At 55.1% G+C, this 25,007-nt stretch carries 40 protein-coding genes; 37 read left to right on the top strand and 3 right to left on the bottom strand.

All coding sequences use genetic code 11. From position 1 onward, the window contains the following. Positions 1–110: 110 nt before the first annotated feature. The 15 genes from KO498_RS00650 (at position 111) to rplP (ending at position 9,364) form a co-directional block, all read left to right on the top strand. Entirely contained in the window at positions 111–731 is a 621-nt protein-coding gene (locus tag KO498_RS00650; RefSeq protein ID WP_215957943.1) for a MarC family protein, read from the top strand. Positions 732–793: 62 nt separating this feature from the next. Continuing rightward, positions 794–1,405, top strand: a complete 612-nt coding sequence (gene nthA / locus KO498_RS00645; RefSeq protein WP_215957938.1) for a nitrile hydratase subunit alpha — start codon at positions 794–796, stop codon at positions 1,403–1,405. Then, positions 1,402–2,100, top strand: a complete 699-nt coding sequence (nthB, locus tag KO498_RS00640) for a nitrile hydratase subunit beta (protein WP_215957937.1) — start codon at positions 1,402–1,404, stop codon at positions 2,098–2,100. The genes nthA and nthB overlap by 4 nt, the downstream gene beginning before the upstream one ends. Continuing rightward, positions 2,097–2,417: a nitrile hydratase accessory protein gene (locus KO498_RS00635; protein ID WP_215957936.1), complete on the top strand. Its 321-nt coding sequence runs from the start codon at positions 2,097–2,099 to the stop codon at positions 2,415–2,417. The genes nthB and KO498_RS00635 overlap by 4 nt, the downstream gene beginning before the upstream one ends. Positions 2,418–2,554: 137 nt before the next feature. Beyond that, positions 2,555–3,586, top strand: a complete 1,032-nt coding sequence (locus tag KO498_RS00630) for a hypothetical protein (RefSeq protein ID WP_215957935.1) — start codon at positions 2,555–2,557, stop codon at positions 3,584–3,586. A gap of 188 nt (positions 3,587–3,774) precedes the next feature. Beyond that, positions 3,775–4,083, top strand: a complete 309-nt coding sequence (rpsJ, locus tag KO498_RS00625) for a 30S ribosomal protein S10 (RefSeq protein WP_089887356.1) — start codon at positions 3,775–3,777, stop codon at positions 4,081–4,083. 12 nt (positions 4,084–4,095) lie between these two features. Continuing rightward, positions 4,096–4,833, top strand: a complete 738-nt coding sequence (gene rplC / locus KO498_RS00620) for a 50S ribosomal protein L3 (protein ID WP_215957934.1) — start codon at positions 4,096–4,098, stop codon at positions 4,831–4,833. Continuing rightward, the gene (rplD, locus tag KO498_RS00615; protein WP_215957933.1) at positions 4,830–5,447 is read left to right on the top strand and encodes a 50S ribosomal protein L4; all 618 of its coding nucleotides are present in this window, start codon (positions 4,830–4,832) and stop codon (positions 5,445–5,447) included. Before rplC ends, rplD begins: the two co-directional genes overlap by 4 nt. Continuing rightward, positions 5,444–5,740 (top strand): 50S ribosomal protein L23, encoded by a 297-nt coding sequence (locus tag KO498_RS00610; protein WP_215957932.1) that lies wholly within the window; start codon positions 5,444–5,446, stop codon positions 5,738–5,740. The genes rplD and KO498_RS00610 overlap by 4 nt, the downstream gene beginning before the upstream one ends. Before the next feature lie 107 nt (positions 5,741–5,847). Then, positions 5,848–6,318: a hypothetical protein gene (locus KO498_RS00605; protein ID WP_215957931.1), complete on the top strand. Its 471-nt coding sequence runs from the start codon at positions 5,848–5,850 to the stop codon at positions 6,316–6,318. A 404-nt stretch (positions 6,319–6,722) separates the two neighbouring features. Then, complete coding sequence (gene rplB / locus KO498_RS00600) at positions 6,723–7,565, top strand: 50S ribosomal protein L2 (protein ID WP_215957930.1); 843 nt, start codon at positions 6,723–6,725, stop codon at positions 7,563–7,565. A gap of 3 nt (positions 7,566–7,568) precedes the next feature. Further along, positions 7,569–7,847, top strand: coding sequence for a 30S ribosomal protein S19 (gene rpsS, locus KO498_RS00595; RefSeq protein WP_215957929.1), 279 nt, complete (start codon positions 7,569–7,571; stop codon positions 7,845–7,847). Positions 7,848–7,850: 3 nt separating this feature from the next. Next, positions 7,851–8,237, top strand: coding sequence for a 50S ribosomal protein L22 (gene rplV, locus KO498_RS00590; protein ID WP_215957928.1), 387 nt, complete (start codon positions 7,851–7,853; stop codon positions 8,235–8,237). Further along, a complete protein-coding gene (gene rpsC / locus KO498_RS00585; RefSeq protein ID WP_215957927.1) occupies positions 8,230–8,937 on the top strand; it encodes a 30S ribosomal protein S3 in 708 nt (235 codons plus the stop codon). The genes rplV and rpsC overlap by 8 nt, the downstream gene beginning before the upstream one ends. A gap of 13 nt (positions 8,938–8,950) precedes the next feature. Next, positions 8,951–9,364 (top strand): 50S ribosomal protein L16, encoded by a 414-nt coding sequence (gene rplP, locus KO498_RS00580; protein WP_215957926.1) that lies wholly within the window; start codon positions 8,951–8,953, stop codon positions 9,362–9,364. A 338-nt stretch (positions 9,365–9,702) separates the two neighbouring features. Here the strand turns inward: rplP and KO498_RS00575 are convergent, their stop codons facing one another. After that, a complete protein-coding gene (locus KO498_RS00575; RefSeq protein WP_215957925.1) occupies positions 9,703–10,326 on the bottom strand; it encodes a TIGR02466 family protein in 624 nt (207 codons plus the stop codon). A gap of 122 nt (positions 10,327–10,448) precedes the next feature. Between KO498_RS00575 and KO498_RS00570 the strand changes: the two genes are divergently transcribed. Next, entirely contained in the window at positions 10,449–10,934 is a 486-nt protein-coding gene (locus KO498_RS00570; RefSeq protein WP_215957924.1) for a ferritin-like domain-containing protein, read from the top strand. A gap of 37 nt (positions 10,935–10,971) precedes the next feature. On the opposite strand, the gene KO498_RS00565 is transcribed toward KO498_RS00570, so the two are convergent. Further along, positions 10,972–11,319: a hypothetical protein gene (locus KO498_RS00565; RefSeq protein WP_215957923.1), complete on the bottom strand. Its 348-nt coding sequence runs from the start codon at positions 11,317–11,319 to the stop codon at positions 10,972–10,974. A 77-nt stretch (positions 11,320–11,396) separates the two neighbouring features. Between KO498_RS00565 and KO498_RS18375 the strand changes: the two genes are divergently transcribed. The 13 genes from KO498_RS18375 to KO498_RS00505 all read left to right on the top strand — a co-directional run bounded on the left by KO498_RS18375 (position 11,397) and on the right by KO498_RS00505 (position 16,562). Beyond that, positions 11,397–11,582: a DUF6552 family protein gene (locus KO498_RS18375; protein ID WP_354667600.1), complete on the top strand. Its 186-nt coding sequence runs from the start codon at positions 11,397–11,399 to the stop codon at positions 11,580–11,582. A gap of 143 nt (positions 11,583–11,725) precedes the next feature. Then, complete coding sequence (rpmC, locus tag KO498_RS00560) at positions 11,726–11,929, top strand: 50S ribosomal protein L29 (protein WP_215957922.1); 204 nt, start codon at positions 11,726–11,728, stop codon at positions 11,927–11,929. Between the two features lie 13 nt (positions 11,930–11,942). Next, positions 11,943–12,173: a 30S ribosomal protein S17 gene (rpsQ, locus tag KO498_RS00555; protein ID WP_215957921.1), complete on the top strand. Its 231-nt coding sequence runs from the start codon at positions 11,943–11,945 to the stop codon at positions 12,171–12,173. A 75-nt stretch (positions 12,174–12,248) separates the two neighbouring features. Continuing rightward, positions 12,249–12,617 carry a 50S ribosomal protein L14 gene (gene rplN / locus KO498_RS00550; RefSeq protein WP_215957920.1) on the top strand — a complete coding sequence of 123 codons (369 nt, stop codon included), beginning with the start codon at positions 12,249–12,251 and terminating at the stop codon, positions 12,615–12,617. A gap of 1 nt (position 12,618) precedes the next feature. After that, positions 12,619–12,930 carry a 50S ribosomal protein L24 gene (gene rplX, locus KO498_RS00545; RefSeq protein ID WP_215957919.1) on the top strand — a complete coding sequence of 104 codons (312 nt, stop codon included), beginning with the start codon at positions 12,619–12,621 and terminating at the stop codon, positions 12,928–12,930. Then, positions 12,923–13,486: a 50S ribosomal protein L5 gene (gene rplE / locus KO498_RS00540; RefSeq protein ID WP_215957918.1), complete on the top strand. Its 564-nt coding sequence runs from the start codon at positions 12,923–12,925 to the stop codon at positions 13,484–13,486. Before rplX ends, rplE begins: the two co-directional genes overlap by 8 nt. Before the next feature lie 20 nt (positions 13,487–13,506). Further along, a complete protein-coding gene (rpsN, locus tag KO498_RS00535; RefSeq protein WP_215957917.1) occupies positions 13,507–13,812 on the top strand; it encodes a 30S ribosomal protein S14 in 306 nt (101 codons plus the stop codon). Between the two features lie 12 nt (positions 13,813–13,824). Beyond that, positions 13,825–14,217, top strand: a complete 393-nt coding sequence (rpsH, locus tag KO498_RS00530; protein ID WP_215957916.1) for a 30S ribosomal protein S8 — start codon at positions 13,825–13,827, stop codon at positions 14,215–14,217. A 10-nt stretch (positions 14,218–14,227) separates the two neighbouring features. After that, positions 14,228–14,761 (top strand): 50S ribosomal protein L6, encoded by a 534-nt coding sequence (gene rplF, locus KO498_RS00525; RefSeq protein ID WP_215957915.1) that lies wholly within the window; start codon positions 14,228–14,230, stop codon positions 14,759–14,761. After that, positions 14,761–15,120: a 50S ribosomal protein L18 gene (gene rplR / locus KO498_RS00520; RefSeq protein WP_215957914.1), complete on the top strand. Its 360-nt coding sequence runs from the start codon at positions 14,761–14,763 to the stop codon at positions 15,118–15,120. Before rplF ends, rplR begins: the two co-directional genes overlap by 1 nt. A gap of 173 nt (positions 15,121–15,293) precedes the next feature. Next, the gene (gene rpsE / locus KO498_RS00515) at positions 15,294–15,866 is read left to right on the top strand and encodes a 30S ribosomal protein S5 (RefSeq protein WP_215957913.1); all 573 of its coding nucleotides are present in this window, start codon (positions 15,294–15,296) and stop codon (positions 15,864–15,866) included. Between the two features lie 12 nt (positions 15,867–15,878). Further along, positions 15,879–16,067 carry a 50S ribosomal protein L30 gene (gene rpmD / locus KO498_RS00510; RefSeq protein ID WP_167685428.1) on the top strand — a complete coding sequence of 63 codons (189 nt, stop codon included), beginning with the start codon at positions 15,879–15,881 and terminating at the stop codon, positions 16,065–16,067. A gap of 102 nt (positions 16,068–16,169) precedes the next feature. Beyond that, positions 16,170–16,562, top strand: coding sequence for an ectoine synthase (locus tag KO498_RS00505; RefSeq protein WP_215957912.1), 393 nt, complete (start codon positions 16,170–16,172; stop codon positions 16,560–16,562). On the opposite strand, the gene KO498_RS00500 is transcribed toward KO498_RS00505, so the two are convergent. Next, positions 16,559–17,869: a DEAD/DEAH box helicase gene (locus KO498_RS00500; protein WP_252731199.1), complete on the bottom strand. Its 1,311-nt coding sequence runs from the start codon at positions 17,867–17,869 to the stop codon at positions 16,559–16,561. The two genes, KO498_RS00505 and KO498_RS00500, sit on opposite strands and share 4 nt — an antisense overlap. 402 nt (positions 17,870–18,271) lie before the next feature. Here KO498_RS00500 and rplO point away from each other — a divergent pair, with 402 nt between their 5' ends. The 8 genes from rplO (at position 18,272) to KO498_RS00460 (ending at position 25,007) form a co-directional block, all read left to right on the top strand. Continuing rightward, positions 18,272–18,745 (top strand): 50S ribosomal protein L15, encoded by a 474-nt coding sequence (gene rplO / locus KO498_RS00495; protein WP_215957911.1) that lies wholly within the window; start codon positions 18,272–18,274, stop codon positions 18,743–18,745. A gap of 111 nt (positions 18,746–18,856) precedes the next feature. Next, a complete protein-coding gene (gene secY, locus KO498_RS00490) occupies positions 18,857–20,227 on the top strand; it encodes a preprotein translocase subunit SecY (protein WP_215957910.1) in 1,371 nt (456 codons plus the stop codon). After that, positions 20,224–20,799 carry an adenylate kinase gene (locus KO498_RS00485; RefSeq protein WP_215957909.1) on the top strand — a complete coding sequence of 192 codons (576 nt, stop codon included), beginning with the start codon at positions 20,224–20,226 and terminating at the stop codon, positions 20,797–20,799. Before secY ends, KO498_RS00485 begins: the two co-directional genes overlap by 4 nt. A 220-nt stretch (positions 20,800–21,019) precedes the next feature. After that, positions 21,020–21,388, top strand: coding sequence for a 30S ribosomal protein S13 (rpsM, locus tag KO498_RS00480; protein WP_215957908.1), 369 nt, complete (start codon positions 21,020–21,022; stop codon positions 21,386–21,388). Between the two features lie 15 nt (positions 21,389–21,403). Then, positions 21,404–21,793 carry a 30S ribosomal protein S11 gene (gene rpsK / locus KO498_RS00475; RefSeq protein ID WP_215957907.1) on the top strand — a complete coding sequence of 130 codons (390 nt, stop codon included), beginning with the start codon at positions 21,404–21,406 and terminating at the stop codon, positions 21,791–21,793. A 113-nt stretch (positions 21,794–21,906) separates the two neighbouring features. After that, the gene (locus tag KO498_RS00470; RefSeq protein WP_215957906.1) at positions 21,907–22,923 is read left to right on the top strand and encodes a DNA-directed RNA polymerase subunit alpha; all 1,017 of its coding nucleotides are present in this window, start codon (positions 21,907–21,909) and stop codon (positions 22,921–22,923) included. A 149-nt stretch (positions 22,924–23,072) separates the two neighbouring features. Then, entirely contained in the window at positions 23,073–23,492 is a 420-nt protein-coding gene (gene rplQ, locus KO498_RS00465; protein ID WP_215957905.1) for a 50S ribosomal protein L17, read from the top strand. Positions 23,493–23,627: 135 nt separating this feature from the next. Then, on the top strand, positions 23,628–25,007 hold the full coding sequence (locus tag KO498_RS00460; RefSeq protein ID WP_215957904.1) for a trypsin-like peptidase domain-containing protein: 1,380 nt from the start codon (positions 23,628–23,630) through the stop codon (positions 25,005–25,007).

The raw sequence follows: 25,007 nt of genomic DNA, 5'->3' as shown, positions 1-25,007 counted from the left end.
GCTTTGCGGTGGTGTAAGTTATAGCGATTTGCTTTAGGTCAGCTTTACTGCTTTAAGGTTAGCATTCTTTCATTTGGAGACTTGGATTGCCCATCGACTGGACATCTCTCATGCGCGAGTTCGTAACGCTATTTGTGGTTATTGATCCGGTCGGGACAATACCCGTATTTTTGTTTGCGGCTCAAAGTGTTCCCACGCGCCTGCACCGGAGCCTTGCGTTGCGCGCAGTTGGCATTTCGACACTGGTTCTGTTGGCGTTTCTCGTTGCCGGACAGGTATTGCTTGAAACATTAGGCCTGAGGTTCGGTTCGTTTCAGATCGCCGGTGGGATCATATTGTTCCTATTTGCAATGACAATGATCTTTGGCGAGTCAAAGCCGAATCGCGAGATTGAAGATGCGGGGCGCGACCATCTTGCCGGAGCCGTGTTTCCGCTGGCTATGCCTTCGATTGCCTCGCCCGGTGCGATGCTTGCGATCGTGGTGCTGACCGACAACCACACCGAGACGATTGCTGATCAGGCGATCACGGCGGCGATGCTTGTTGTGGTGTTGTTGTTCACGTTGGTGTTGTTACTGGCCGCGAGTTTTGTTCATCGTATGATCGGCAACACCGGTGCGAGTGTGATCAGTCGCGTCATGGGTATTGTGCTGGCAACTATCGCGGTTGATGCGATCCTCGGTGGGTTTGACACGCTCGGTGTGTTTCAGGTTGCGTCGCATATGCCATAGCGCGTTGACTTGTGTTGCGCGGTGCGTTGATAGTTGGGGAGCCTTATTGGAAAGCCTGATACATGCCTCATGACCATGACCACCCGCACAGTCTTTTGCCGTCTGATCCGGAACTGCGGGTCAAGGCGCTTGAGAGTATCCTGGTCGAGAAGGGGCTGGTTGATCCGGACGCGCTTGCGGAGTTGATTGACACATACGAACATAAGATAGGGCCGAAAAACGGCGCGCGGGTTGTGGCCAAGGCGTGGTCTGACCCGGAGTATCATGCGCGCCTGATGACGGACGCGACTGCGGCGATTGCCGAGCTTGGCTTTGTCGGGCGTCAGAGCGAACATGTGGTGGCCGTTGAGAACACGCCAGAGCAGCACAACCTCGTGGTTTGCACCCTGTGTTCTTGCTACCCTTGGGCGATCCTGGGAATTCCGCCGAGCTGGTATAAATCCGACGCTTACCGAGCCCGCGCCGTGCGTGAGCCGAGAGCGGTTTTGGCGGAGTTCGGCGTTGAGCTTGGGGCTGATCAGGCCGTGCGTGTTTGGGATTCAACTGCTGAAGTGCGTTACCTGGTTGTGCCGATGCGGCCTGAGGGGAGCGCGGGCATGTCTGAGGATGATTTGGTTGAACTGGTCAGTCGCAATGCGATGATTGGCACCGCTCTGGCCGGAGCCGTCGCGTGAGCCGTGTACATGACATGGGCGGGCGGTTTGGCGATGGAGCTATTCCCGAGAAGGATGACGCTGTTGTGTTTCACTCCGAGTGGGAGGCGCGGGCTTTGGCTTTGAACCTGGCGGCTGGGGCGCTTGGGCAGTGGAACATTGATATGAGCCGCCATGCGCGCGAGCGGCTGGCTCCGAAGGATTATGCGAATTTCAGCTACTATGAGAAGTGGATCTCCGGGCTGACGGATTTGTTTGTCTCTTCGGGCGTTTTGAGCGTTGAAGACATTGAACGCGCGGCGCTGTTGGCTGTCGGTGACACCGAGGCAAGGCCTGCTGAGCTGTCGGACAAGGCTTTGAAAGCCGAAGCTGTTTGGGCCGGAATGCACGCGGTGAAGCCTTATTCACGTGAAGGCGGAGCGGCGGCTTTTGCGGTTGGTGATCGTGTGCGCACGGCAACGTATAGCCACAACAAAAACGTGGCGGGCGGGCACACGCGCTTGCCCTCTTATGCCGCGGGGCGGGTTGGCACCGTGGTGATGCTGCACGGCGCGCACGTGTTTCCCGACAGCAATGCGCATGGGCTCGGTGAGGCGCCTGAGCCTTTGTATGCGGTTGAGTTTAGTGCGGCTGATCTCTGGGAGGGTGACGCCGAGAGCGCGGCTGACAGCATGGTGCTTGATCTGTGGCAGAGCTATTTGAGCGCCGAAGTATGAGCACGCCTGAGCCAGAGAAAGCCTTTGAAGCGCCGTGGCACGGGCAGGTTTTTGCTTTGACCGTGGCCTTGAGCGAGGCCGGGCATTTCGCTTGGCCCGAGTGGGCGGCGGTGTTTAGTGCGCGGCTTGAGGCCGACGGGCAGGAGCGCGAGCTTGACGGCTCGGAGGATTACTACGTGGCGTGGGTGGCTGCGCTTGAGGAGATGCTGGTTGATAAAGGCATCGCCGAGGCGGGACTGATGACGCAGATGAAAGCACTGTGGACGGAGGCATTTTTGAGCACGCCACATGGGGAAGCTGTGAAGATTGGTGGGTGAGGGGGGCTGCGAGAGCAGATATCTGCCACTAGTAGCGCGAACTACTCGATATCGAGTGCCTAGGCTGATCTTGCACTTGATGTAGTAGGGGAATCATGTTACCCTTTTGTTCTCATTGACCACAGAGTCTGGAACATATGGCGAACATTGATCGCAGCGGCCCTTGGTATGATTGCAGCATTGATAGAATTCGCCGAGAGTTTTCTGAACACTTGGCAGCCTCCGCTTTTCCAGAAGAATTCGCTGGAATCAATAAGAATTGTCGACCGCCTCAAGAGCGAAGTTTCAGGATCGTTAAAGACAAAATATCGGTGGATCCGAAAAGGCGAGACGATAAGCGTGCGGCCTGCAATATTTGTGGCCCCAAACCAAAATTCATTCATGAGGGCCTGCTAATAGTGGATCAGTTAGGTTGGCTGTATCTAATTGGGCCAGTTTGCGGTGAGAAGCACTATAAAGGTTCGGGGTTTAGGGATGAAAAACAGCGTTATGAAGCGGAGCAAGCTGAAATCGCTGGAGGGGAATATCTTCTTGATAACTGGTGCCATATTCGTGATGCGCGGAAGGTCGCTGAACAACTATCGGAACGAGTGCCCGATGCGAAAAATGCTTTTGACAAGTTAAACAACAGCAAAAAGGCGAAAACGCATTTTAGGAGAGCGTTCAATACCGAGAACGGTTGGTTATTGGTAGAGACCAAGAGAAAAGCACTCCAACCTTCTGGCGACTATATAGATGAATTTGTTTCAGAGAAGTGCGTTAGGTTGCGCGGGAGAGCCCCGACTAGCGAACAGTTTGATCTAGACACAAAGGTTGATGAAGCAATCCGCACGCTTTCAGTAATTGGGGACGATGAAGATGCGGTTATGGATCTAGCCATTGAGCTTGAGAATAAAAATAGCCTCTCGACTTTTCATCAAGCGGTGAAAAATGCGCTAAGCAATCTGAAGGAAGTTCAAACCGATCTGGAGGAGTATCAACAGTTTTTTTCGGCAACGAACTTCGCCAATATTGAAAAATGGTCGAAGAATAGTGGTTGCCAGTTGAACCTAGTTGCTTCGACCGTTGGAAATACTCGGGAAATTGAGGTTAAAGGTGCTCGAAAGCGCACGGTCGTTGAAGTTGAAGATTTATTAAGGCCTATGACTCGTGCGGTGCTCGCGCATTAGGAGGCGCAACCCCAACATTTCCTCTTGCCCCAAACCGCAACCGCCTGTAGAGCACCCAAGTTCGCTGGGCAAACAGCGTGAGGCGGGATTCGGTCCCGCTTTTGTTATTTGCCCGGAGTTCGACGAGGGCAGGGGGAATGAGCCACCTGTCGTCCTATCAACTCTGAAGCCTCGAAAGGGCGAATGATATGCAAAGCCAAAACATCCGTATCCGGCTGAAGGCATTCGACTATCGTGTTCTGGACGCCAGCACACAAGAGATCGTCGCAACTGCCAAGCGCACCGGTGCGCAGGTGCGTGGGCCAATCCCACTGCCTAACAAGATCGAAAAATTCACTGTTCTGCGTGGTCCACACGTGAACAAGAAATCTCGCGACCAGTTTGAGATCCGCACACACAAGCGCCTTCTCGACATCGTAGACCCAACACCACAGACCGTTGACGCGCTGATGAAGCTCGACCTCGCTGCTGGCGTTGACGTTCAGATTTCAGTTTAAGGAGGGTATCATATGCGCTCCGGTGTAATCGCTAAAAAAGTGGGCATGACCCGCTTGTTCATGGAAGACGGCAAGCAGATTCCTGTGACCGTTCTTCAACTCGAAAACCTGCAGGTCGTTGACCAGCGCACATCTGAGCGTGACGGCTATACAGCTGTTCAGCTTGGTGCCGGCGTTGCCAAGGCAAAGCGCACATCACAAGCGATGCGCGGCCACTTTGCTGCTGCCAAGGTTGAACCAAAACGTAAGGTCGCTGAGTTCCGCGTGTCAGAAGAGAACCTCATCGCTGTTGGCGAAGAGATTTCTGCCGAGCACTATGTGGAAGGCCAGAAGGTTGACGTTGCGGGCACATCTATCGGTAAAGGTTTTGCCGGTGCGATGAAGCGCCACAACTTCGGCGGTTTGCGCGCGACACACGGTGTTTCGATCTCACACCGTTCACACGGCTCAACAGGCCAGTGTCAGGATCCGGGCAAAGTTTTCAAAGGTAAGAAAATGGCCGGTCATATGGGTGCTGTGCGTGTTACGACGCAGAACCTTGAAGTTGTCAAAACAGACGCAGGCCGCGGCCTGATCATGGTCAAAGGCGCTGTTCCTGGCTCCAAAGGCGGATGGGTGACTGTTAAAGACGCTGTGAAAAAGAAACTGCCTGAGAACGTGCCTTTCCCGGCCGCTCTCAAGTCAGCAGCTGCAGCTGCCGCAACTGAGGCTCCTGCCGAAGAAGCGCCTGCGGAAGGTGGTGAAGCATGAAACTTGACGTAATCAAACTCGACGGCGGCAAGGCCGGTTCTGTTGAAGTGTCTGAAGAGCTGTTTGGCCTTGAGCCACGCGCCGACATTTTGCACCGCATGGTGCGTTGGCAGCGTAACAATGCGCAAGCCGGCACGCACAAGGTTAAGACACGTTCGGAAGTGAACTACTCAACCAAGAAGATCTATCGCCAAAAAGGCACAGGTGGCGCACGCCACGGTGCTCGCTCGGCGCCTATCTTCCGCGGTGGTGGTATCTACAAAGGCCCGGTTGTTCGCAGCCACGGCCACGATCTGACCAAGAAGTTCCGCAAACTTGGCCTGCGCCACGCACTCAGTGCAAAAGCGCAAGCGGGTGAGCTTGTTGTGATCGACTCCGTTGAAGGTGTGACCAAGACGGGTGCACTTGCCAAGCAGGTCAAAGACCTTGGTTGGAAGCGCGCGCTGATCATCGACGGCTCAGAAGTGAACGAAGCTTTCGCAGTCGCCGCTCGTAACCTTGACGGCATCGATATCCTGCCGACAATGGGCGCAAACGTATATGATATCCTCAAGCGTGACACACTCGTGATCACCAAAGCGGGTATCGAAGCATTGGAGGCTCGCCTGAAATGAGTGCTGCAGCAAAACACTACGATGTGATCCGCAAGCCGATCATCACCGAGAAAGCAACCATGGCGTCAGAAAACGGCGCAGTTGTTTTCGAAGTGCATATCGACGCCAACAAGCCACAGATCAAAGAAGCCGTTGAAGGCCTGTTTGGTGTGAAGGTGAAGGCGGTCAACACGACGATCACCAAAGGCAAAGTGAAGCGTTTCCGCGGCCAACTCGGCAAGCGTAAAGACGTGAAGAAAGCCTATGTGACGCTCGAAGAGGGCAACACGATTGACGTGAACACCGGTCTGTAAGGGCTTAGGTTACGTTAGAAATTGAAAAGCCCCTCGCCAGTGTATGGCGGGGGGCTTTTTGTTTAGGGGTCTATGAATTATTGACATAAACTTGGCCTGCGCGTCCTTTGTTCGAGACCAAAAATATTTTATGGAGTAATTGCTTGCTCGCTCTTATCAAAAACACCACCTTTCTACTTATCATGTGTGCAACACTTGCAATCTCGACTGCAAGCTTGGCCGTGAAAACGGTAGGGTTAAGTGCTCAAGTGGCTGGTCTAAGCGCAAGTGCGGCCTCAGCGGCGATCGCTCATCGTAAAGAATTGGCCTCTGCCATAAGTCGCGCGAAAGCGAAAGCGCGGCTGCGCCGATTTGTGGCGGCGATCCCACTTGCAGGTATCGCCGCAGTGGGGGAGTTTGAACGACGTGATTTCCTCGCATGGCAAGAAGAAAACCCTGAAGGGTCGTTCAAACAGTATAGCTGTGAGATCGCAGCGCTCAGCGCTGAGGTATTGGACGAGGTGTTGCAAGAACTTCCTGAATTGGCGCGTCCGAGCCCAGAGAGAGTGCTGAGCATGTTGCCTGAGTGCACTGAGTGACTTTTTGGGGTTTTGTAGCTTCCTTGCCGAGCCCGGACTCAAGGCCGTAGGCCGCCGGGCTATCGCTGGCCCGCCCGGACGGGGCGGCGATTTGGTTGGGCTGGGTGTAGCGCTGATGGGGTAGAGGTGATTGGCAGGGATAAAGTGGCAGATACTGACGTTCGTTCGCCACCCCGCGGGCCAGCGATAGCCCGTCTCGCGCGTAGGCCAATAAAATAAGCCCACGCCTATAGACACCTCAGCAAACCCCTGTTACATCCCACCAATCGCGCAGCCTCAGATTCGTCTGGGGCTCGTGCTTTTTCGCTGGGGACCTTCGGGGCCCTAAAAGACCGAGCAGAAACAAGCTGCTCGAAACATACAGGTCGGGGCAACCCGGCCGAGCTTAACGGAAGACAGAAAGCATGGCACTCAAGTCGTATAAACCGACGACGCCGGGCCAACGTGGGTTGGTGCTGATTGACCGTTCGGAGCTTTGGAAAGGACGTCCCGTCAAAGCCCTCACCGAGGGTCTGACGAAATCGGGCGGCCGGAACAACACCGGACGTATTACATCACGTCGTCGTGGTGGTGGGGCAAAACGCCTTTACCGCATTGTAGATTTCAAACGTAACAAGATGGATGTTGCAGCAACCGTTGAACGGATCGAGTATGACCCGAACCGGACTGCGTTCATCGCTCTCGTAAAATATGAAGATGGCGAACAAGCCTACATCTTGGCCCCGCAGCGTTTGGCTGTTGGCGACAAGGTTATCTCTTCAGCGAAGGCAGACATCAAGCCAGGCAACACAATGCCGTTCTCTGGCATGCCAATCGGCACTATTATTCACAACATCGAGATGAAAGCAGGCAAGGGCGGGCAGATTGCACGCGCGGCTGGCACATATGCTCAGTTTGTTGGTCGTGATGGTGGCTACGCTCAGATCCGTCTCAGCTCTGGTGAGCTGCGCATGGTGCGTCAAGAGTGCATGGCAACTGTTGGTGCGGTGTCTAACCCTGACAACTCAAACCAGAACTACGGTAAAGCCGGACGCATGCGTCACAAAGGCAAGCGCCCGTCGGTTCGTGGTGTTGTTATGAACCCGATCGATCACCCACACGGTGGTGGTGAAGGCCGGACTTCTGGTGGTCGTCACCCAGTGACACCTTGGGGTAAGCCAACGAAGGGTGCTCGCACTCGTAACAAGAACAAAGCGTCAAGCAAGCTGATTATCCGCTCGCGGCACGCCAAGAAAAAGGGGCGCTAACATATGTCACGCTCTGTTTGGAAAGGCCCCTTTGTGGATGCTTACGTGCTTAAGAAAGCCGAAGCGACACGCGAGAGTGGCCGTCACGAAGTTATCAAAATCTGGTCGCGCCGCTCGACGATCTTGCCACAGTTTGTTGGCCTGACGTTTGGCGTATACAACGGCCATAAGCACATCACTGTAAACGTCACGGAAGACATGATCGGTCAGAAGTTTGGTGAGTATTCACCAACGCGCACCTATTATGGCCACACCGCTGACAAAAAAGCGAAGCGGAAGTAAGTCATGGGCAAGGCAAAGAACCCCCGCCGCGTGGCAGACAACGAAGCAATGGCAAAACTGCGCATGCTTCGCACCAGCCCGCAAAAATTGAACCTGGTAGCTGCGATGATCCGCGGCAAGAAAGTCGAACGGGCCCTTACGGACCTGACTTTCTCTAAAAAGCGGATCGCTGCTGACGTGAAGAAGTGCCTTCAGTCGGCCATCGCCAATGCTGAGAACAACCACAACCTCGACGTAGACGAGCTGATCGTTTCTGAGGCCTATGTGGGCAAGAACTTGATCATGAAGCGTGGGCGTCCTCGGGCGCGCGGCCGTTTCGGCAAGATCGTGAAGCCGTTCTCACAGCTGACCATCACTGTACGCCAAGTTGAGGACCAAGCTAATGGGTAACAAAGTCAATCCGATTGGCATGCGCCTTCAAGTCAACCGCACTTGGGACAGCCGCTGGTATGCGAACACCAAAGATTTCGGTGATCTTCTTCTGGAAGACATCAAAATCCGCGAGTTCATCAACAAAGAATGCAAGCAGGCCGGTGTGGCCCGTGTGATCATCGAACGTCCGCACAAAAAGTGCCGCGTGACAATTCACACAGCCCGCCCTGGTGTCATCATTGGTAAGAAAGGCGCGGACATCGAGACGCTCCGCAAGAAGCTTGCCAACCTGACCGACAGCGAGCTGCACCTCAACATTGTTGAAGTGCGCAAGCCAGAGCTTGATGCGAAACTCGTCGCTTCCGGTATTGCCGAGCAGCTCGAGCGTCGTGTGTCATTCCGCCGTGCGATGAAACGCTCTGTTCAAAGCGCGATGCGTATGGGTGCCCTTGGCATTCGTATCAACGTTGCTGGCCGTCTTGGCGGCGCTGAGATTGCTCGCACAGAATGGTACCGCGAAGGTCGCGTTCCACTTCACACGCTGCGTGCCGACATCGACTATGCACACTCTGAAGGCATGACTGCCTATGGTATCATCGGGATCAAAGTCTGGATCTTCAAAGGTGAAATCATGGAGCACGATCCTTCGGCGCATGAACGTCGCGCGCAACAAGTCCAAGATGGCCCTGCACCTCGTGGTGCTGGCGGTCGTCGCTAAGGAGGGCTGAGATATGCTTCAACCAAAGCGCACTAAATTCCGCAAACAGCACAAAGGCCGGATCAAGGGCCTTGCTAAGGGCGGTTCTGATCTGAACTTCGGCACCTACGGCCTCAAGGCTCTTGAGCCTGAGCGCGTAACTGCCCGTCAGATCGAAGCTGCTCGTCGTGCTATGACGCGTCACATGAAACGCCAAGGCCGTGTTTGGATCCGCATCTTCCCTGATGTGCCTGTCACAGCCAAGCCTATCGAAGTTCGTATGGGTAAAGGTAAGGGCTCGGTTGACCGTTGGACAGCCAAGGTTAAGCCTGGTCGTGTGATGTTTGAAATCGACGGTGTTGGCGAAGATGTAGCTCGCGAAGCGCTGCGTCTTGCGGCGATGAAACTGCCGATCAAATCACGCGTCGTGGTTCGCGAAGACTGGTAACTTGCAAACCGCTTTAGCGGATTGTCAGGAGTGCGGTGTAGGCGGTTTCGCAGAAACCGTCCGGGCCGCACCCCGGTGAGAAAAGAAACCCCCGCCTGAGAGATCAGGCGGGGGTTTTGTTATTGGAGCACTTAGCACGTGCACCGCACGGGCCGCGCCCGACCCTCCCGACGGGAGGGCGCTTTTGCAGCGTTGGTGTAACAAGCAATGTCATTTGTGTTTTGAGGTCGGTGACCTCTCAAAGATGCCGGAGCGCCCACCCAGGGCCAGTCGCGGCCCTTTGTTGTTATGTAGTCGCGTATCTGCGGTGCGCAGTGAATGCGCGCCCTACGGGATGATCACACCCACTTATAGTTAAAGCTCACGGATATCCGATCATCCTCCGACATGTTCATCGGAACCTCATGGCGCAGCCAGCTTTCCCAGAGGAGGACGTCGCCCACCTTGGGTGCGGCGTAGATGAAGGGCTTTTGATCGCGGTCCACGCTTTTGAGGCGGGGTGGGGCGGCCATCATCATGGCGTGGCGGGGGTCTTCGAGCTTGAGGGCCGAGGCGCCGTCGGGCATTGACACATAGGTTGTGCCGGAGATCACCGAGTGCGGGTGAATATGCGAGGCGTGCATGCCGCCTTCGGGCAGGATGTTGATCCAGATGTCTTCCAGCTCAAGCTTGCCGTCTTCGCCGAGGTCGAACGCCAGCTCTTTGGCAAAGGCGGCGACGTGCAGGTCGAGTGCTTTGATCAGGTCGGCAAAGATCGGCATCCGCCAGCCGAGGTCTGTCAGTGACGCATAGGACGTATAGCCCGGATAGCCGTTTTCCTCGCACCAGTCCTGGCCGGCCTCGTCGTCATCGGCGATGGCGTAGCAGGTGCTTTCGAGTTCGTCAGCACTGATTGCAGGGCCGTGCTCGGACAAAGCAGCACGGTAGAGGCGGGTCACGAAGAGGGATTCAATATCTGACATTCCTGCCTTGTAATCCAAGCCGCCTAAAAGAACGAGCTTTTTTGACTTGCGTCAAACCGTCTCTTTCAAAACCCCTTTAGGGGTATATCTAATGTAGGTAATGCAATGACAGGAGATTGAACATGTCGAATGAAACAACGTTGAAACATCTTAACACGGCCCTTCAGATGGAGCTTACAGCGGCGCATCAGTATCAGCTGCACGCGCATGTTCTTGACGACTGGGGGCTGGATAAACTGGCCGAAACCATGCGCGGGGAGTTTCAGGAAGAGCTGGGCCACTCGAGCCGCTTTATGACGCAAATTCTTGACATGGGCGGTGAGCCCGAGCTGGCGTTTGCCGCAACACCAAAAGCTGCCGCGAACCTGAAGAGCATGTATGAGGCCGACCTTAAGGACGAAAAAGAAGCAATCGCCTTTTATACAAAAGCTTCAAAAGAGGCTTATGATGCAGGCGATCTGGCATCAAAGGCTCTGTTTGAGGAAATCGCGATTGACGAGGTGGGGCACCGCAATTGGCTTGAGCTGCAACTGAGCTTGATCGAGCGGCTTGGCGAGCAGCGCTATGCCAGCAAGTTTGTTAGCGGCGGCTCTGAAGAGGAGGCCTGAACAGGCCAGCGGCCAGAGCCAGAAGTTGCGAGGCGGTTTACGCAACTTCTTGCGCGGCACCTTGGGCGTTGAGGAAGACGATGTCTGAGAGTTCGATCGTCACGTCGCCGAGCTGCACAATAATGTCTCTGGCCAACCCGTCCTCGTCATCAAAGAGCGCGATAGTGTCGTTGCCGCCCCCCGCGTGGATGGTCGCACTGCCGATGCTCTCGCCCTGATCAACAGAAGGGTCGCGTGTGAACAGATCGGCGCCGTCCGTGCCTTCAACGCTGTCGCCATAGCTGACAGAGGTGGTATTGCTCTCGTCTTCAGGCTCTGTTGGCTCAGTGGGCTCTGTGGGGTCTTCTGGCTCGGTGTCTAATGAGCCTGGGTCAAAAACAGGCAAAAAAACACCAAGCCTAACAATGCTACCAAAGTCGTACCAAACATTCGGTTCCCCCCCCCGGGAATCCCTTCATTATAATGGTTTCACTGAATGCAACTCGCGCAGGTTTGTCAAATGAGCGGACTGTTTCGCGGAATGTGTTTGCCTTACTCGTAGGCATATTCCTGTGGTTTGCCGTTGGTGTGATGTGGAAAGACCGCGCGATCATGGTTGTCCATATGGGCGCATTCATTTCGCTTATGGCGGGATATTTGAACTCATAATCTACAAGCCAAGTCTATTTGGGATATGGGGCTTGCTTTGTTGGTGGAAGGCGCGTATTGGGCGGGCTTCTACTCGTGGACTCCACTGGAATCAGAGTCACGCTAATCGCGGCTTACCAGTGATGTTGAAAAGGAAATATACGATGAACGCTGCAGATCTGCGCGAAAAGTCGGCTGACCAACTCAAAGAAGAGCTGGCCAACCTCAAAAAAGAAAGCTTCAACCTGCGTTTTCAGCAGGCGACAGGCCAAATGGAAAATACGGCTCGTATGCGCACTATCAAGCGCGACACAGCACGTGTTCTGACCATCATCAACGAAAAAGCCGCTGCTGCGGCTGCAGAATAAGGGAGCCTGAGTTATGCCAAAGCGTATCCTCACAGGCACAGTGACCAGCAATGCAAACGAACAGACTGTAACAGTCTCGGTTGAGCGCCGCTTCACGCACCCTGTTTTGAAGAAGACCATCCGTAAGTCCAAGAAGTACCGGGCTCACGATGAGAAGAACGCCTACAACGTAGGTGACAAAGTGCGGATCATTGAATGTGCGCCGCGCTCAAAAACGAAACGCTGGGAAGTTCTGGAAGCGTAAGCTTTTAGCACCAACAGTTTAGAAACCCTGGGGATAACGCCACGCATCGGCGCCCCATAGGTCAGGAGAGACATTATGATCCAGATGCAAACCAATCTAGATGTTGCTGACAACTCAGGCGCTCGCCGGGTTCAGTGCATCAAGGTTCTGGGTGGATCCAAGCGGAAATACGCAAGCGTCGGTGACGTTATTGTTGTTTCTGTGAAGGAAGCCATCCCACGGGGCCGTGTTAAGAAGGGCGACGTCCGTAAGGCCGTAGTCGTTCGCACCGCCAAGCAAGTTCGTCGCGACGACGGCACAGCGATCAAGTTTGATCGCAACGCGGCTGTTATCCTCAACAACGCCAACGAGCCTATGGGCACGCGTATTTTTGGGCCAGTTGTTCGTGAGTTGCGCGGTAAGAACTTCATGAAGATCATCTCACTCGCACCGGAGGTGCTGTAAGATGGCTGCTAAACTCAAAAAAGGTGACAAGGTTGTCGTTCTTGCCGGCAAAGACAAAGGCAAAGAAGGCACGATCTCGTCAGTGGACACGAAAGCTGGCAAAGCTCTCGTAGACGGCGTTAACATGTCGATCCGCCACACCAAGCAAACCCAGACAAGCCAGGGCGGCCGCCTTCCTAAGGCCATGCCGATCCAGCTTAGCAATCTGGCTTTTCTTGACAAAAACGGCAAACCGACACGTGTTGGCTTCAAAGTTGAAGGCGACAAGAAAGTGCGCGTAGCCAAAACAACAGGGGACGTTATCGATGCTTGATCAAGCGACTTACACCCCGCGCCTCAAAGCGCTGTATGACGAAACTATTCGTGCAGCGATGATTGAGGAATTCGGCTACAAGAACGCCATGATGACCCCACGTTTGGACAAAGTTGTTCTGAACATCGGGTGTGGCCGTGCCGCCGTACGTGACAGCAAGAAAGCCAAGTCAGCTGTAGAAGATCTCACGCTGATTTCTGGCCAGCAGGCTCTCATGACCAACGCGAAAAACTCGATTGCGGGTTTTCGGGTTCGTGAAGGCATGCCAATGGGCGCGAAAGTGACCCTGCGCGGCGCACGTATGTATGAATTCATGGATCGTCTGATCACGATTGCTATGCCACGTATCCGCGACTTCCGCGGCGTATCCGGCAAGAGCTTTGACGGCCGCGGCAACTATGCCATGGGCCTTAAAGAGCACATCGTTTTCCCGGAAATCGACTTTGATAAAGTTGATGAAGCCTGGGGTATGGACATCGTAATTGCCACCACCGCAAAGACCGACGCGGAAGCTAAGAGCCTGTTGAAAGCCTTCAACATGCCCTTCAATAGCTGATCCGCGGGAGGAACAAAGATATGGCTAAGAAATCAATGATTGCTCGTGAAGTTAAGCGCCAGAAGTTGGTGGCACAATATGCCACTCAGCGCGCTGAGCTCAAAGAGATCATCAACGATCAAAGCAAGCCTATGGAAGAGCGTTTCCGCGCTTCTCTCAAGCTTGCAAAACTTCCGCGCAACAGCTCGGCCACACGCTTGCACAACCGTTGCCAGCTGACAGGCCGTCCTCACGCTTACTACCGTAAGCTGAAGGTTTCGCGGATCGCGCTGCGGGAACTTGGCTCGAATGGCCAGATCCCCGGCATGGTTAAATCGAGCTGGTAAGGAGCATATGATATGAACGATCCTATCGCAGATATGCTGACCCGCATTCGCAACTCTTCAATGCGCGGAAAGTCGACTGTTTCGACTCCTGCCTCGAAGTTGCGTGCCTGGGTACTCGACGTTTTGGCTGACGAAGGCTACATCCGTGGTTACGAGAAAACCACTGGTGCAGATGGTCATCCGGCGATCGAAATCAGCTTGAAGTATTACGAAGGCACTCCTGTTATCCGCGAGCTTAAGCGTGTTTCGACACCTGGCCGCCGCGTATACATGGGCGCCAGTGACATCCCTACAGTCCGTCAGGGCCTTGGTGTGTCGATTGTCAGCACGTCTAAAGGCGTGATGTCGGATGCAAATGCACGCTCTGCCAACGTTGGCGGCGAAGTGCTTTGCACGGTCTTCTAAGGAGAACACAATGTCTCGTATTGGTAAAAGACCTGTCGACTTGCCTGCTGGTGTGACAGCAACAATTTCTGGCCAGACCATTGAGGTTAAGGGCCCGAAAGCGACGCATAGCTTTACGGCATCTGACGACGTGACCCTCGCGGTTGAAGAGAACACTGTGACGGTTACGCCGCGCGGTAGCTCGAAGCGCGCGCGCCAGCAGTGGGGCATGAGCCGCACGATGGTTGCGAACATGGTTACGGGCGTCACCGACGGTTTCAAGAAAGAGCTTGAGATCAACGGTGTTGGTTATCGTGCACAGATGCAGGGCAACACCCTGAAGCTGATGCTCGGCCTCAGCCACGAAGTAAACTTTGAAGTGCCTGCCGGTGTCACGGTGACCTGCCCTAAGCAGACCGAGATCATCGTTGAAGGTGATAACTCACAACTCGTTGGTCAGGTTGCGGCAAACATCCGCGAATGGCGCAAGCCCGAGCCCTACAAAGGCAAAGGCATCAAATACAAAGACGAGTATATCTTCCGTAAAGAAGGGAAGAAGAAGTAATGGCAAATTCAAAACGCACATTGTTTCTCAAGCGTCGTATGCGCGTCCGGAACAAACTTCGCAAAGTGAACTCAGGCAAACTTCGTCTGTCCGTTCATCGCTCAAACAAAAACATCAGCGTGCAGCTGATCGACGATGTGCAAGGCGTAACTCTCGCCTCGGCTTCATCGCTCGAAAAGGCACTTGGTGTGGTTGGCAAAAACAACGTCGAGGCGGCAGCGAAAGTTGGCGCGGCGATTGCCGAGCGTGCAAAAAAAGCCGGCGCCACGGAAGCCTATTTCGACCGTGGCGGCTTCCTCTTTCATGGCAAAGTGAAGGCCTTGGCCGAAGCTGCGCGTGAAGGCGGTTTGAAGATCTAAAGACCAAGCGCAGCCCGAAAAGTGGGAACCGGTTTTCGGATCCAGCTGCGTGGCAAGAAAAAGAGAGGGGCGTTTGCGCGCCCCTCCGATGATCCAGGGGCCTGCCTACAACGGGCGGCTCACTAGGATTGGACACAAACGGCGCTCAGCGCCACGATATAAAGGATTGCCTCATGGCAGAACGTGAAAACCGCCGCGGCCCACGCCGCGACCGTGATGAAACCCCCGAGTTTGCGGACCGCCTTGTTGCGATCAACCGCGTCTCGAAGACAGTAAAAGGCGGTAAGCGCTTTGGCTTCGCAGCACTTGTTGTTGTTGGCGATCAAAAAGGCCGCGTTGGTTTTGGCAAAGGTAAAGCCAAAGAAGTGCCTGAAGCGATCCGCAAGGCGACAGAAGCTGCCAAGCGCAAGATGATCCGCGTTGCTCTTAAAGAGGGCCGCACCCTGCACCACGACGGCCACGGCCACGCTGGCGCCGGCAAGGTGACAATGCGCACCGCGCCACAAGGTACTGGTATCATCGCCGGTGGCCCGATGCGTGCTGTTTTTGAAATGCTCGGCGTTCAAGACGTTGTTGCAAAGTCAACCGGCTCACAGAACCCGTATGCGATGATCCACGCGACTATCGATGGCCTGCAGCACCAGCAGAGCCCACGTATGGTTGCTCAGCGTCGCGGCAAGAAAGTAGCCGACATCTTGAAAAAAGATGCCGCGCCTGCGCCTGCTGCTGAAACCGAAGAAGCGTAAGGAGAGAGACCCATGGCTAAAACTATTGTTGTAAAACAAATCGGTTCTCCGATCCGCCGCCCCGCCAAACAGCGCCAAACGCTGATCGGCCTCGGCCTTAACAAAATGCACAAGACACGCGAGCTGGAAGACACACCTTCCGTGCGCGGCATGGTCAACAAGATCTCACATATGGTGGAGATCATCGAAGAGAAGGGCTAAGCGCCTTTCACCTTCGTGACTTTAGAAACGCCCTCGGAGAGATCCGGGGGCGTTTTGCTTTTGTGTTCGGGTGTGTCAGGCTGGTCTGAAGAGGAGAACGCAATGTTAGTTAAAGACTTGGCCGAGGTGCTCGGCAGTGACGATCATGTTATTGGCGACGCTTTCGAGAGCCGGCGCATATTGCTGGCGCGGGACGGGCTTGGATATTCGTTTCACGACACGGTCTGCAAGGCCGGTTCAAAGCAAGTGTTAGAATACAAGAACCACATCGAGGCAAATTATTGCATCGAAGGGCATGGCGAGGTTGAGGAGATTTCAACTGGCAAGCGTTGGCCGCTTAAGCCGGGGGTGATGTATGTGCTTGATCAACATGATCGTCATATCATCCACGCCGAGACAGACCTGCGGTTTCTCTGCGTCTTCACGCCTGCGCTGAGCGGCGAGGAAGTGCATGACGAGAGCGGCAGTTACGCCGCTCCCGACTGGTTAAGTTAGGCTGCTTTACCGCGACGGTTGCGGTTGCGCTTTGGGCGATCTGAACCTGCGGTTTTGGGAGCACCGCCGCCGCCTGAGCGACGTGGGCCGCCACGGCCACGACCGCCGCCACCGCCTTTGCCGCCGCCACCACGGCCGCCGTTTTTGCTTTTCGGGGCGCTGTCGATCATCTCGGCAGTTGCCCAAGAGGCGGGGCCAGCAACAGGAATACTGCGCTTCATCACCTTTTGGATTTCCTTCAGATCACCCATTTCCTCGGGTGAGCAATAGGCGATGGCTGAGCCGTCACGTCCTGCGCGGGCTGTACGGCCGATGCGGTGAACGTAGTTGTCGGGCACGTTTGGCAGCTCGTAGTTATAGACGTAGCGCACGCCGGGGATGTCGATGCCACGCGCCGCGACGTCGGTTGCCACGAGGACTTTTACCTTGCCGTCTTTGAAGGCCTTGATCGCGCGTTCACGCTGGCCCTGGCTTTTGTTGCCGTGGATGCTGTCGGCAGCAAAGCCAGCAGCTTCGAGCTTTTTCTTCAACTTTTCACAGCCGTGCTTTGTGCGGCCAAAGACCAGTGCGGCCTCGTCTTTGTGCTTGCCAAGGTGTTCGATGAGCAGGTCTTGCTTGGACGCCTGCGAGATGAAGTGAACGCTTTGGTCGATCTTCTCGGCGGGCTTGCCGGGGGGGGCCGTTTCGACCCGCACAGGGTTGCGCAGGTAGCTGTCGGCGAGCTCGCTCATTTTCTTTGGCATGGTGGCCGAGAAGAGCATTGTCTGGCGTTCTTTTGGCAGCAGCGGCGCGATTTGCCGCAGGGCGTGGATGAAGCCGAGATCAAGCATTTGGTCAGCCTCGTCGAGCACGAGGAACTTGGCGGCATCAAGGCGCACGGCTTTGCGCTCGAGCAAGTCGATCAAGCGGCCCGGTGTGGCGATCAGGATGTCTGTGCCGCGCTCAAGGCGGTTGGCCTGAGCGTTCAAAGACGCGCCGCCGATCACAAGGTTGGTGCGCACGGAGGTGCCATTGGCGAAGTCGCGGATGGCTTCCTGAATTTGCTTGGCAAGTTCACGCGTCGGGGCGAGCACGAGGGCGCGAACCGACTTGGGCGCTGGTTTGCCTTCCATACGCATGAGTTCGATCAGCATTGGAAGCGCGAAAGCGGCGGTTTTTCCGGTGCCTGTCTGGGCAAGGCCGAGCACGTCGCGGCCTTCCATCGCCAGCGGGATGGCTTTTTTCTGAATGGGGGTTGGCTCGGTGATGCCGAGCTCGGTGAGGTTTGTCGAAAGACGGGCCGGAAGGCCCAACATGTCAAAATCCAAAGTGGATATCCTTATTGAGTGCGCAAATGCGCTCGCATGGCAACAGCCCTCAAGGGCTGCGCGTTACGCTTGGGTTACGCCGAGATATCACCGGATGCGGAATTGCAGCCGACGCCTCAGGCGCGTGCCCCCCGCGTGAAATGGGAACTGATTGGTAGGGCTGCTTGCGGGCGTTTTGCCCAGCGTCTGCTCACGCGGCAGACTTTGCAGTTATGGTGCATATGAGGGAAGGGCAGTGGAAAGTCAAGGATGCTGACGTTTTTGATGTGTTGTCGTGCTTGCATGGAGGCTCGCAAGGCTCTATACGCCGCGAGTGGCCTATGAAGGTTACAGAATCAAAATCAAGAAACGCCGTGTTCGCCCATTACCGCTTCGGGGGCGCTTCCGGCAAGGAGAAGCGACATGAAACTCAATGAACTGCGCGACAATCCAGGCGCGACAAAAGCACGTAAACGCGTAGGCCGCGGCCCGGGTTCAGGCACTGGTAAGATGGCTGGCCGTGGTATCAAAGGCCAGAAGTCACGCTCGGGTGTGGCGATCAACGGTTACGAAGGCGGGCAAATGCCCCTCTACCAACGCCTTCCAAAACGTGGCTTTAACAAACCGAACCGCAAGAAATTTGCTGTTATCAACCTTGGCCTCATCCAGAAGTTTGTTGATGAGAAAAAGCTTGATGTGAAAAAAGCTATCACTGAAGACGTGCTGATCGAGAGCGGCCTTGTGCGCCGCAAGCTTGACGGTGTGCGCGTTCTTGCCAAAGGCGAGATCACTGCCAAGCTGAACCTCGAAGTCACAGGCGCGTCGAAAGCCGCGGTTGAAGCTGTCGAAAAAGCTGGTGGCTCACTCAAGGTAACGGTTGCAGTAGCGGCTGAATAAGAGGTTGTCGGGGGCGCTTCGGCCCCTTACATACTCTTAACAAGTTTTCCTTATTACGCCGCCTGAGCTGGAAAACGCTCTGGCGGCGTTCATGTATATAGAGAGACCACAATGGTATCTGCCGCAGAACAAATGGCCGCCAACACGAGCTGGGGCGCTTTGGCAAAAGCCTCTGACCTTCGCTCGCGCATCTTTTTCACCCTTGGTTTGCTGATCGTTTACCGCCTTGGCACGTTTATCCCGGTTCCGGGCATCGACGGCGCTGCTTTGCGCGAGTTTATGGAGAACGCAGGGCAGGGCATTGGCGGCATGGTGTCGATGTTCACCGGTGGTGCGCTTGGGCGGATGGGCATTTTCGCTCTGGGCATTATGCCTTACATTTCGGCGTCCATTATTGTGCAGCTTCTCACTTCGATGGTGCCTTCACTTGAGCAACTCAAGAAGGAAGGCGACGCGGGGCGCAAGAAGATCAACCAATACACCCGTTACGGCACGGTCGCTTTGGCAACGTTGCAGTCTTACGGGCTCTCGGTGTCTATTTTCAACGGTGAGCTGGTGCAGGCTGATTTGCCTTATTGGTTCTTTGTCACAAGCTGCATGGTCACGCTGATTGGCGGCACGATGTTCCTTATGTGGCTAGGTGAGCAGATCACTGCTCGCGGCATTGGCAACGGTATCTCGTTGATCATCTTTGTTGGTATCATCGCGGAAGTGCCTGCTGCTCTGGCGCAGTTCTTCTCACAGGGCCGTTCAGGTGCGATCAGCCCGGGGGTGATTGTCGGTGTGATCGTGATGGTCGTTGCGGTGATCATGTTCGTGGTCTTTATGGAACGGGCCTTGCGCAAAATTCATATTCAGTATCCGCGCCGCCAAGTCGGCCAGAAGATGTATGATGGCGGCTCAAGCCACTTGCCTGTGAAGGTAAACCCAGCAGGCGTTATCCCTGCGATCTTCGCCAGTTCTCTTTTGCTGCTGCCGACCACGATTAGCGCCTTCAGTTCTGGTGCTGCCACAGGCCCTGTCATGTCTTGGCTGCTGGCGAACTTCGGACCAGGCCAGCCGCTTTACCTGCTGTTCTTCGTTTCGATGATCGTGTTCTTTGCGTATTTCTATACGTTCAACGTGAGCTTCAAACCTGATGAGGTTGCTGACAACCTCAAGAACCAAAGCGGCTTTGTGCCCGGCATCCGCCCCGGCAAGAAAACAGCTGAGTATCTTGAGTATGTTGTGAACCGCATCCTGGTGCTCGGCTCGCTCTACCTTGCGGCAGTTTGTCTCCTTCCGGAGATTATCCGTGGACAGTTTACAATTCCGTTCTACTTTGGCGGCACATCCGTGCTCATCGTTGTTTCGGTGACAATGGACACGATCCAACAGGTGCAAAGCCACCTTCTGGCGCACCAATATGAAGGGCTGATCGAGAAATCACAGCTGTCGGGCAAGGGCCGGAAACGTAAGCGTAAGGGAGCGACGCGCAAATGAACATTATCCTTCTCGGACCGCCGGGCGCCGGCAAAGGCACCCAAGCAGCTATGCTCGTTGACGAGCGCAACATGATCCAGCTTTCAACCGGTGACATGCTGCGTGAGGCACGCACTTCAGGCACCGAGATGGGTAAGATGGTTGCAGGGGTAATGGACCGCGGAGAACTGGTAACCGACGAGATCGTTATCGGGCTTATTCGTGAAAAGCTTGAAGGCGACGCGAAGGGCGGATTTATCTTTGATGGCTTCCCGCGCACGCTGGCTCAAGCTGATGCTTTGGCTGAGCTGTTGGTCGAAACGAACCAGACTCTTGATTACGTCGTTGAACTGGCCGTAGATGACGAAGTTCTTGTAGAGCGCATTCTTGGTCGCGCTGCTGAGGCTGTTGCTGCTGGTGGCGAGGCCCGAGCCGATGACAACGAAGAGAGTCTGAAAGTGCGCTTGATGGCCTATTACAAGCAGACCTCGCCGCTGATCGGGTATTACCATGCCAAGGGGCAGCTTCAGAGCGTCGACGGGCTTGGCACGATGGACGAAGTTAAAGCATCTATCGGCAAAGCTCTTAGCTAATTTTGGTAGTTCTTTGTTAGTTCGGGGCGCAGGGCTTGACGGGCCTGCCAAATCCTCATACCACGCGCTATCTCGTAAGAGTTATTGATTCTTATTGGGTCGCCCCCAAGAGGTTTCAAGATCATAGAATTCAGCTGCGGCCCGAAGCAAAAATGCCTCGGGCTTACGTTGTGAAAAAAGGGTCTGGAATGACGGACCCGCAACGCAAAGGAAAAAACACTTGGCACGTATCGCCGGCGTTAACATCCCGACCCATAAACGGGTCCCGATCGCCCTCACATATATCACTGGCATTGGCACAACCTCTGCTCAAGCAATTTGCGAAGCCGTAAAAATCGACGCGTCACGCCGTGTAAACGAGCTGTCAGACGCCGAAGTTCTGGCTGTTCGCGAGCACATCGACGCCAACTACATGGTGGAAGGCGATCTTCGCCGCGAAGTGACAATGAACATCAAGCGCGCCATGGACCTTGGTTCATACCGCGGCCTTCGCCACCGTCGTAACCTGCCTGTTCGCGGACAACGCACGCACACAAATGCGCGCACCCGCAAAGGCCCGGCGAAAGCAATCGCCGGCAAGAAGAAATAAGGGAGGGTTTGATCAATGGCACGTGAAAAGACACGCACTAAGAAAAAAGAGCGCAAGAATATCGCTTCCGGCGTAGCGCATGTGAACTCTTCGTTCAACAACACCAAGATCCTGATTTCGGACGTTCAAGGCAACGCGATCTCATGGTCTTCGGCTGGCACGATGGGCTTCAAAGGCTCGCGCAAGTCAACACCTTATGCTGCTCAGATGGCTGCTGAAGATGCTGGCAAGAAAGCGCAAGACCACGGCGTTAAGACGCTTGAAGTTGAAGTGCAAGGCCCGGGTTCTGGCCGTGAGAGCGCCCTGCGCGCGCTTGCAGCTATTGGCCTGAACATCACCTCTATTCGTGATGTAACGCCAATCGCTCACAACGGCTGCCGCCCTCCGAAACGTCGTCGGGTATAAGTTGATTTCCTACATGAGGCTGTGCGTTCTGCGCGGCCTCATTTCGTCATTTTGAAACCTCGGGCGCGTGTGACCATTTGGACATGGGGCCACACGCAAGAATGGAGGGACGCATGATCCACAAAAATTGGCAAGAACTGATCAAACCAACCCAGCTTGACGTCAAGCCGGGTAATGATCCGAGCCGTCAGGCGACACTGGTTGCAGAACCGCTTGAGCGCGGCTTCGGCCTTACGCTTGGTAACGCCCTGCGCCGTATTCTGATGAGCTCGCTGCAAGGCGCGGCGATCACATCGGTTCAGATCGACAACGTTCTGCACGAATTCTCCAGCGTTGCTGGCGTGCGTGAAGACGTCACCGACATCGTGCTCAACCTCAAAGGTGTCGCGATCCGTATGGACATCGAAGGCCCGAAGCGCATTTCTATTAATGCTAAAGGCCCTGGTGTTGTCACAGCTGGTGACATCTCTGAGTCTGCTGGCATCGAGGTTTTGAACCGCGATCACGTGATCTGTCACCTTGATGACAACGCGGATGTTTACATGGAACTGACGGTTAACACCGGCAAGGGCTATGTTGCGGCGGACAAGAACAAGCCCGAAGATGCACCGATTGGCCTGATGCCGATTGATGCGATCTACTCACCTGTGAAGCGCGTGTCATATGACGTGCAGCCAACACGTGAAGGTCAAGTTCTGGATTATGACAAGCTGACTATGAAGATCGAGACTGACGGCTCTATCACGCCGGATGATGCGATCGCTTATGCGGCCCGTATTCTGCAAGACCAGTTGAGCATCTTCGTGAACTTCGATGAGCCGGAAGCGGCCAACCGTCAGGAAGAAGACGACGGCCTCGAGTTCAACCCGCTTCTGCTTAAGAAAGTGGATGAGCTTGAATTGTCTGTGCGTTCGGCGAACTGCCTGAAGAACGACAACATCGTTTACATTGGCGATCTGATCCAGAAAACAGAAGCCGAAATGCTGCGCACGCCAAACTTTGGCCGCAAGTCGCTTAACGAGATCAAAGAAGTGCTCTCGGGCATGGGCTTGCATCTCGGCATGGACGTTGAAGACTGGCCACCAGAGAACATCGAAGATCTTGCGAAAAAATTCGAAGACTCGTTCTAAAAAATTTGGGGCAGGCTTAGGTCTGCCCCGAGATATGCCCGCACTTAGCGGGGAATGATTGGGCACAATGCCCCAAGGAGAGTGGCTGACCCGCATCGGCTGCCAGACAAAGTAAAAACGCCCGTAGAGGGCACATTAGGAGAAGAAATATGCGTCACGCACGTGGATACCGCCGCCTCAATCGCACACATGAGCACCGCAAAGCTCTGTTCGCTAACATGGCCGGCTCGCTCATTGAACATGAGCAAATCAAAACAACTCTGCCGAAAGCCAAAGAGCTTCGTCCGATCATCGAAAAGCTGATCACACTCGGCAAGCGCGGCGACCTGCACGCCCGTCGCCAAGCCGCGTCGCAGCTTAAGCAAGATATGTACGTTGCGAAACTTTTTGAAATTCTCGGCCCACGCTACAAAGAGCGTTCAGGCGGTTATGTGCGCATCATGAAGGCCGGTTTCCGCTACGGTGACATGGCGCCAATGGCGATCATCGAGTTTGTTGACCGCGATGTAGACGCCAAGGGCCTTGCCGACAAAGCCCGCGTTGCCGCTGAAGAAGCTGCCGACGAATAAGCCATAATAGGCCAGTTGCTCAACCGAGCGCTGCAATACCCCCGTGCCTTAACAGGTGCGGGGGTTTTTCTTTGTGCGCTTGCAATCTCGTGTGATGCTCCGCATATCTTTTGAAGGTATCGAAAGGATGTGACAATGCTCAGACTGGCGCTGGTTATCTTGCTTGGAGTTGCGTTTCCGCTAAATGCGCAGACGAAGGTTCCGAGTTCGCAGGCAGAAATCAGCCTTGGGTTTGCGCCCTTGGTCAAGCAAGCTGCGCCTGCGGTCGTGAACATTTACGTCAAGCGCGTGGTGCAGACGCGGTCAAGCCCGTTTCAGGGTGATCCCTTCTTTGAAGACATGTTCAAAGGCATGGGCAAGTCGCGGCCGCGCGTGCAAAACTCGCTTGGCTCCGGTGTCATCCTGACAGCCGACGGTTTTGTGGTGTCAAACTATCATGTCGTCGGCGACGCCACTGATATTCGTGTGGTGCTCAATGACCGGAGGGAGTTCGCGGCTAAAGTTGTGCTGGCGGATCAGGATAGTGATCTGGCTTTGCTTCAGCTTGAGGGGGCGCCAAAACTTCCGTATTTGCATCTGCGCGATAGCGACACTGTTGAAGTTGGCGAGTTGGTATTGGCGATCGGCAACCCCTTTGGTGTCGGGCAGACGGTGTCATCCGGTATTGTCTCGGGGCTCGCGCGCTCGGGCGGAGCGATGGGCAGTTCCCGCGGTTACTTCATCCAGACGGATGCGCCTATCAACCCGGGAAACTCCGGCGGTGCTTTGGTAGATGTGAATGGCGCGCTGATCGGGGTGAATACCCGCATTGTCAGCCGTTCTGGCGGCTCCAACGGCATTGGTTTTGCGATACCTGCCAAGCTTGTCGGGCAGTTTGTTGAGCAAGCACGGGCCGGTAACACCAGCTTTGAGCGACCATGGGCGGGCATGAGCGGGCAGCCGGTTGATGCTGACATGGCCGAGAGCATTGGCCTGATGAGCCCCGGCGGCATCATGATTTCGGAACTGCACCCCGAGAGTCCGTTTTACAAAGCAGGGTTTAAGGCAGGTGAAGTGATTATGGCTGTTGATGATGAACCTGTGAACACACCAGCCGAGATGATCTTTCGGATGAGTGTTTCCGGTGTCGGAAATGAAAGTCGCATTCAGGTTTTTACGGACGGCGAAACCGACCACCGGATTGTGCGGTTAACGACTCCGCCGGATAGGCCCGCGCGTGACGAACTTCTGACGGACAAGTCAACTCGTATACCCGGGGTGAAGTTGTCAAACATCAACCCTGCGGTTTTGGCGGAGCATGGTTTGCCGTTGCGCTCTGACGGGGTTGTCGTGGTTGATCCGGGGCCGCTGGGAACGCGTGCCGGTTTGCGCCGTAGTGATGTGATCATGTTGATCAACGGAGAGCGCGTCTCCGATACCGGCGAGGCGAGGCGCAAGCTTGAGGCTTCGGGCCGATGGATGTCGCTTGGGGTTGAGCGCGGTGGCCAACGTGTGACGCTGAAGTTTAGGCTCTAG

The organism is Lentibacter algarum, assembly GCF_018860975.1.
Lineage (GTDB): Bacteria > Pseudomonadota > Alphaproteobacteria > Rhodobacterales > Rhodobacteraceae > Lentibacter > Lentibacter algarum_A.
The sequence above is the reverse complement of the archived record's forward strand: the minus strand, read 5'-3'. Positions and strand labels throughout refer to the sequence as shown.

What these genes read in the sequence shown, in the direction of transcription:
- KO498_RS00650 (WP_215957943.1), top strand. Translation starts at nt 111, where the DNA reads ATGCGCGAGTTCGTAACGCTATTTGTGGTTATTGATCCGGTCGGGACA.
- nthA (WP_215957938.1), top strand. Translation starts at nt 794, where the DNA reads ATGCCTCATGACCATGACCACCCGCACAGTCTTTTGCCGTCTGATCCG.
- KO498_RS00635 (WP_215957936.1), top strand. Translation starts at nt 2,097, where the DNA reads ATGAGCACGCCTGAGCCAGAGAAAGCCTTTGAAGCGCCGTGGCACGGG.
- KO498_RS00630 (WP_215957935.1), top strand. Translation starts at nt 2,555, where the DNA reads ATGGCGAACATTGATCGCAGCGGCCCTTGGTATGATTGCAGCATTGAT.
- rpsJ (WP_089887356.1), top strand. Translation starts at nt 3,775, where the DNA reads ATGCAAAGCCAAAACATCCGTATCCGGCTGAAGGCATTCGACTATCGT.
- rplC (WP_215957934.1), top strand. Translation starts at nt 4,096, where the DNA reads ATGCGCTCCGGTGTAATCGCTAAAAAAGTGGGCATGACCCGCTTGTTC.
- rplD (WP_215957933.1), top strand. Translation starts at nt 4,830, where the DNA reads ATGAAACTTGACGTAATCAAACTCGACGGCGGCAAGGCCGGTTCTGTT.
- KO498_RS00610 (WP_215957932.1), top strand. Translation starts at nt 5,444, where the DNA reads ATGAGTGCTGCAGCAAAACACTACGATGTGATCCGCAAGCCGATCATC.
- rplB (WP_215957930.1), top strand. Translation starts at nt 6,723, where the DNA reads ATGGCACTCAAGTCGTATAAACCGACGACGCCGGGCCAACGTGGGTTG.
- rpsS (WP_215957929.1), top strand. Translation starts at nt 7,569, where the DNA reads ATGTCACGCTCTGTTTGGAAAGGCCCCTTTGTGGATGCTTACGTGCTT.
- rplV (WP_215957928.1), top strand. Translation starts at nt 7,851, where the DNA reads ATGGGCAAGGCAAAGAACCCCCGCCGCGTGGCAGACAACGAAGCAATG.
- rpsC (WP_215957927.1), top strand. Translation starts at nt 8,230, where the DNA reads ATGGGTAACAAAGTCAATCCGATTGGCATGCGCCTTCAAGTCAACCGC.
- rplP (WP_215957926.1), top strand. Translation starts at nt 8,951, where the DNA reads ATGCTTCAACCAAAGCGCACTAAATTCCGCAAACAGCACAAAGGCCGG.
- KO498_RS00575 (WP_215957925.1), bottom strand. Translation starts at nt 10,326, where the DNA reads ATGTCAGATATTGAATCCCTCTTCGTGACCCGCCTCTACCGTGCTGCT.
- KO498_RS00570 (WP_215957924.1), top strand. Translation starts at nt 10,449, where the DNA reads ATGTCGAATGAAACAACGTTGAAACATCTTAACACGGCCCTTCAGATG.
- KO498_RS18375 (WP_354667600.1), top strand. Translation starts at nt 11,397, where the DNA reads ATGGTTTCACTGAATGCAACTCGCGCAGGTTTGTCAAATGAGCGGACT.
- rpmC (WP_215957922.1), top strand. Translation starts at nt 11,726, where the DNA reads ATGAACGCTGCAGATCTGCGCGAAAAGTCGGCTGACCAACTCAAAGAA.
- rpsQ (WP_215957921.1), top strand. Translation starts at nt 11,943, where the DNA reads ATGCCAAAGCGTATCCTCACAGGCACAGTGACCAGCAATGCAAACGAA.
- rplN (WP_215957920.1), top strand. Translation starts at nt 12,249, where the DNA reads ATGATCCAGATGCAAACCAATCTAGATGTTGCTGACAACTCAGGCGCT.
- rplX (WP_215957919.1), top strand. Translation starts at nt 12,619, where the DNA reads ATGGCTGCTAAACTCAAAAAAGGTGACAAGGTTGTCGTTCTTGCCGGC.
- rplE (WP_215957918.1), top strand. Translation starts at nt 12,923, where the DNA reads ATGCTTGATCAAGCGACTTACACCCCGCGCCTCAAAGCGCTGTATGAC.
- rpsN (WP_215957917.1), top strand. Translation starts at nt 13,507, where the DNA reads ATGGCTAAGAAATCAATGATTGCTCGTGAAGTTAAGCGCCAGAAGTTG.
- rpsH (WP_215957916.1), top strand. Translation starts at nt 13,825, where the DNA reads ATGAACGATCCTATCGCAGATATGCTGACCCGCATTCGCAACTCTTCA.
- rplF (WP_215957915.1), top strand. Translation starts at nt 14,228, where the DNA reads ATGTCTCGTATTGGTAAAAGACCTGTCGACTTGCCTGCTGGTGTGACA.
- rplR (WP_215957914.1), top strand. Translation starts at nt 14,761, where the DNA reads ATGGCAAATTCAAAACGCACATTGTTTCTCAAGCGTCGTATGCGCGTC.
- rpsE (WP_215957913.1), top strand. Translation starts at nt 15,294, where the DNA reads ATGGCAGAACGTGAAAACCGCCGCGGCCCACGCCGCGACCGTGATGAA.
- rpmD (WP_167685428.1), top strand. Translation starts at nt 15,879, where the DNA reads ATGGCTAAAACTATTGTTGTAAAACAAATCGGTTCTCCGATCCGCCGC.
- KO498_RS00505 (WP_215957912.1), top strand. Translation starts at nt 16,170, where the DNA reads ATGTTAGTTAAAGACTTGGCCGAGGTGCTCGGCAGTGACGATCATGTT.
- rplO (WP_215957911.1), top strand. Translation starts at nt 18,272, where the DNA reads ATGAAACTCAATGAACTGCGCGACAATCCAGGCGCGACAAAAGCACGT.
- secY (WP_215957910.1), top strand. Translation starts at nt 18,857, where the DNA reads ATGGTATCTGCCGCAGAACAAATGGCCGCCAACACGAGCTGGGGCGCT.
- KO498_RS00485 (WP_215957909.1), top strand. Translation starts at nt 20,224, where the DNA reads ATGAACATTATCCTTCTCGGACCGCCGGGCGCCGGCAAAGGCACCCAA.
- rpsK (WP_215957907.1), top strand. Translation starts at nt 21,404, where the DNA reads ATGGCACGTGAAAAGACACGCACTAAGAAAAAAGAGCGCAAGAATATC.
- KO498_RS00470 (WP_215957906.1), top strand. Translation starts at nt 21,907, where the DNA reads ATGATCCACAAAAATTGGCAAGAACTGATCAAACCAACCCAGCTTGAC.
- rplQ (WP_215957905.1), top strand. Translation starts at nt 23,073, where the DNA reads ATGCGTCACGCACGTGGATACCGCCGCCTCAATCGCACACATGAGCAC.
- KO498_RS00460 (WP_215957904.1), top strand. Translation starts at nt 23,628, where the DNA reads ATGCTCAGACTGGCGCTGGTTATCTTGCTTGGAGTTGCGTTTCCGCTA.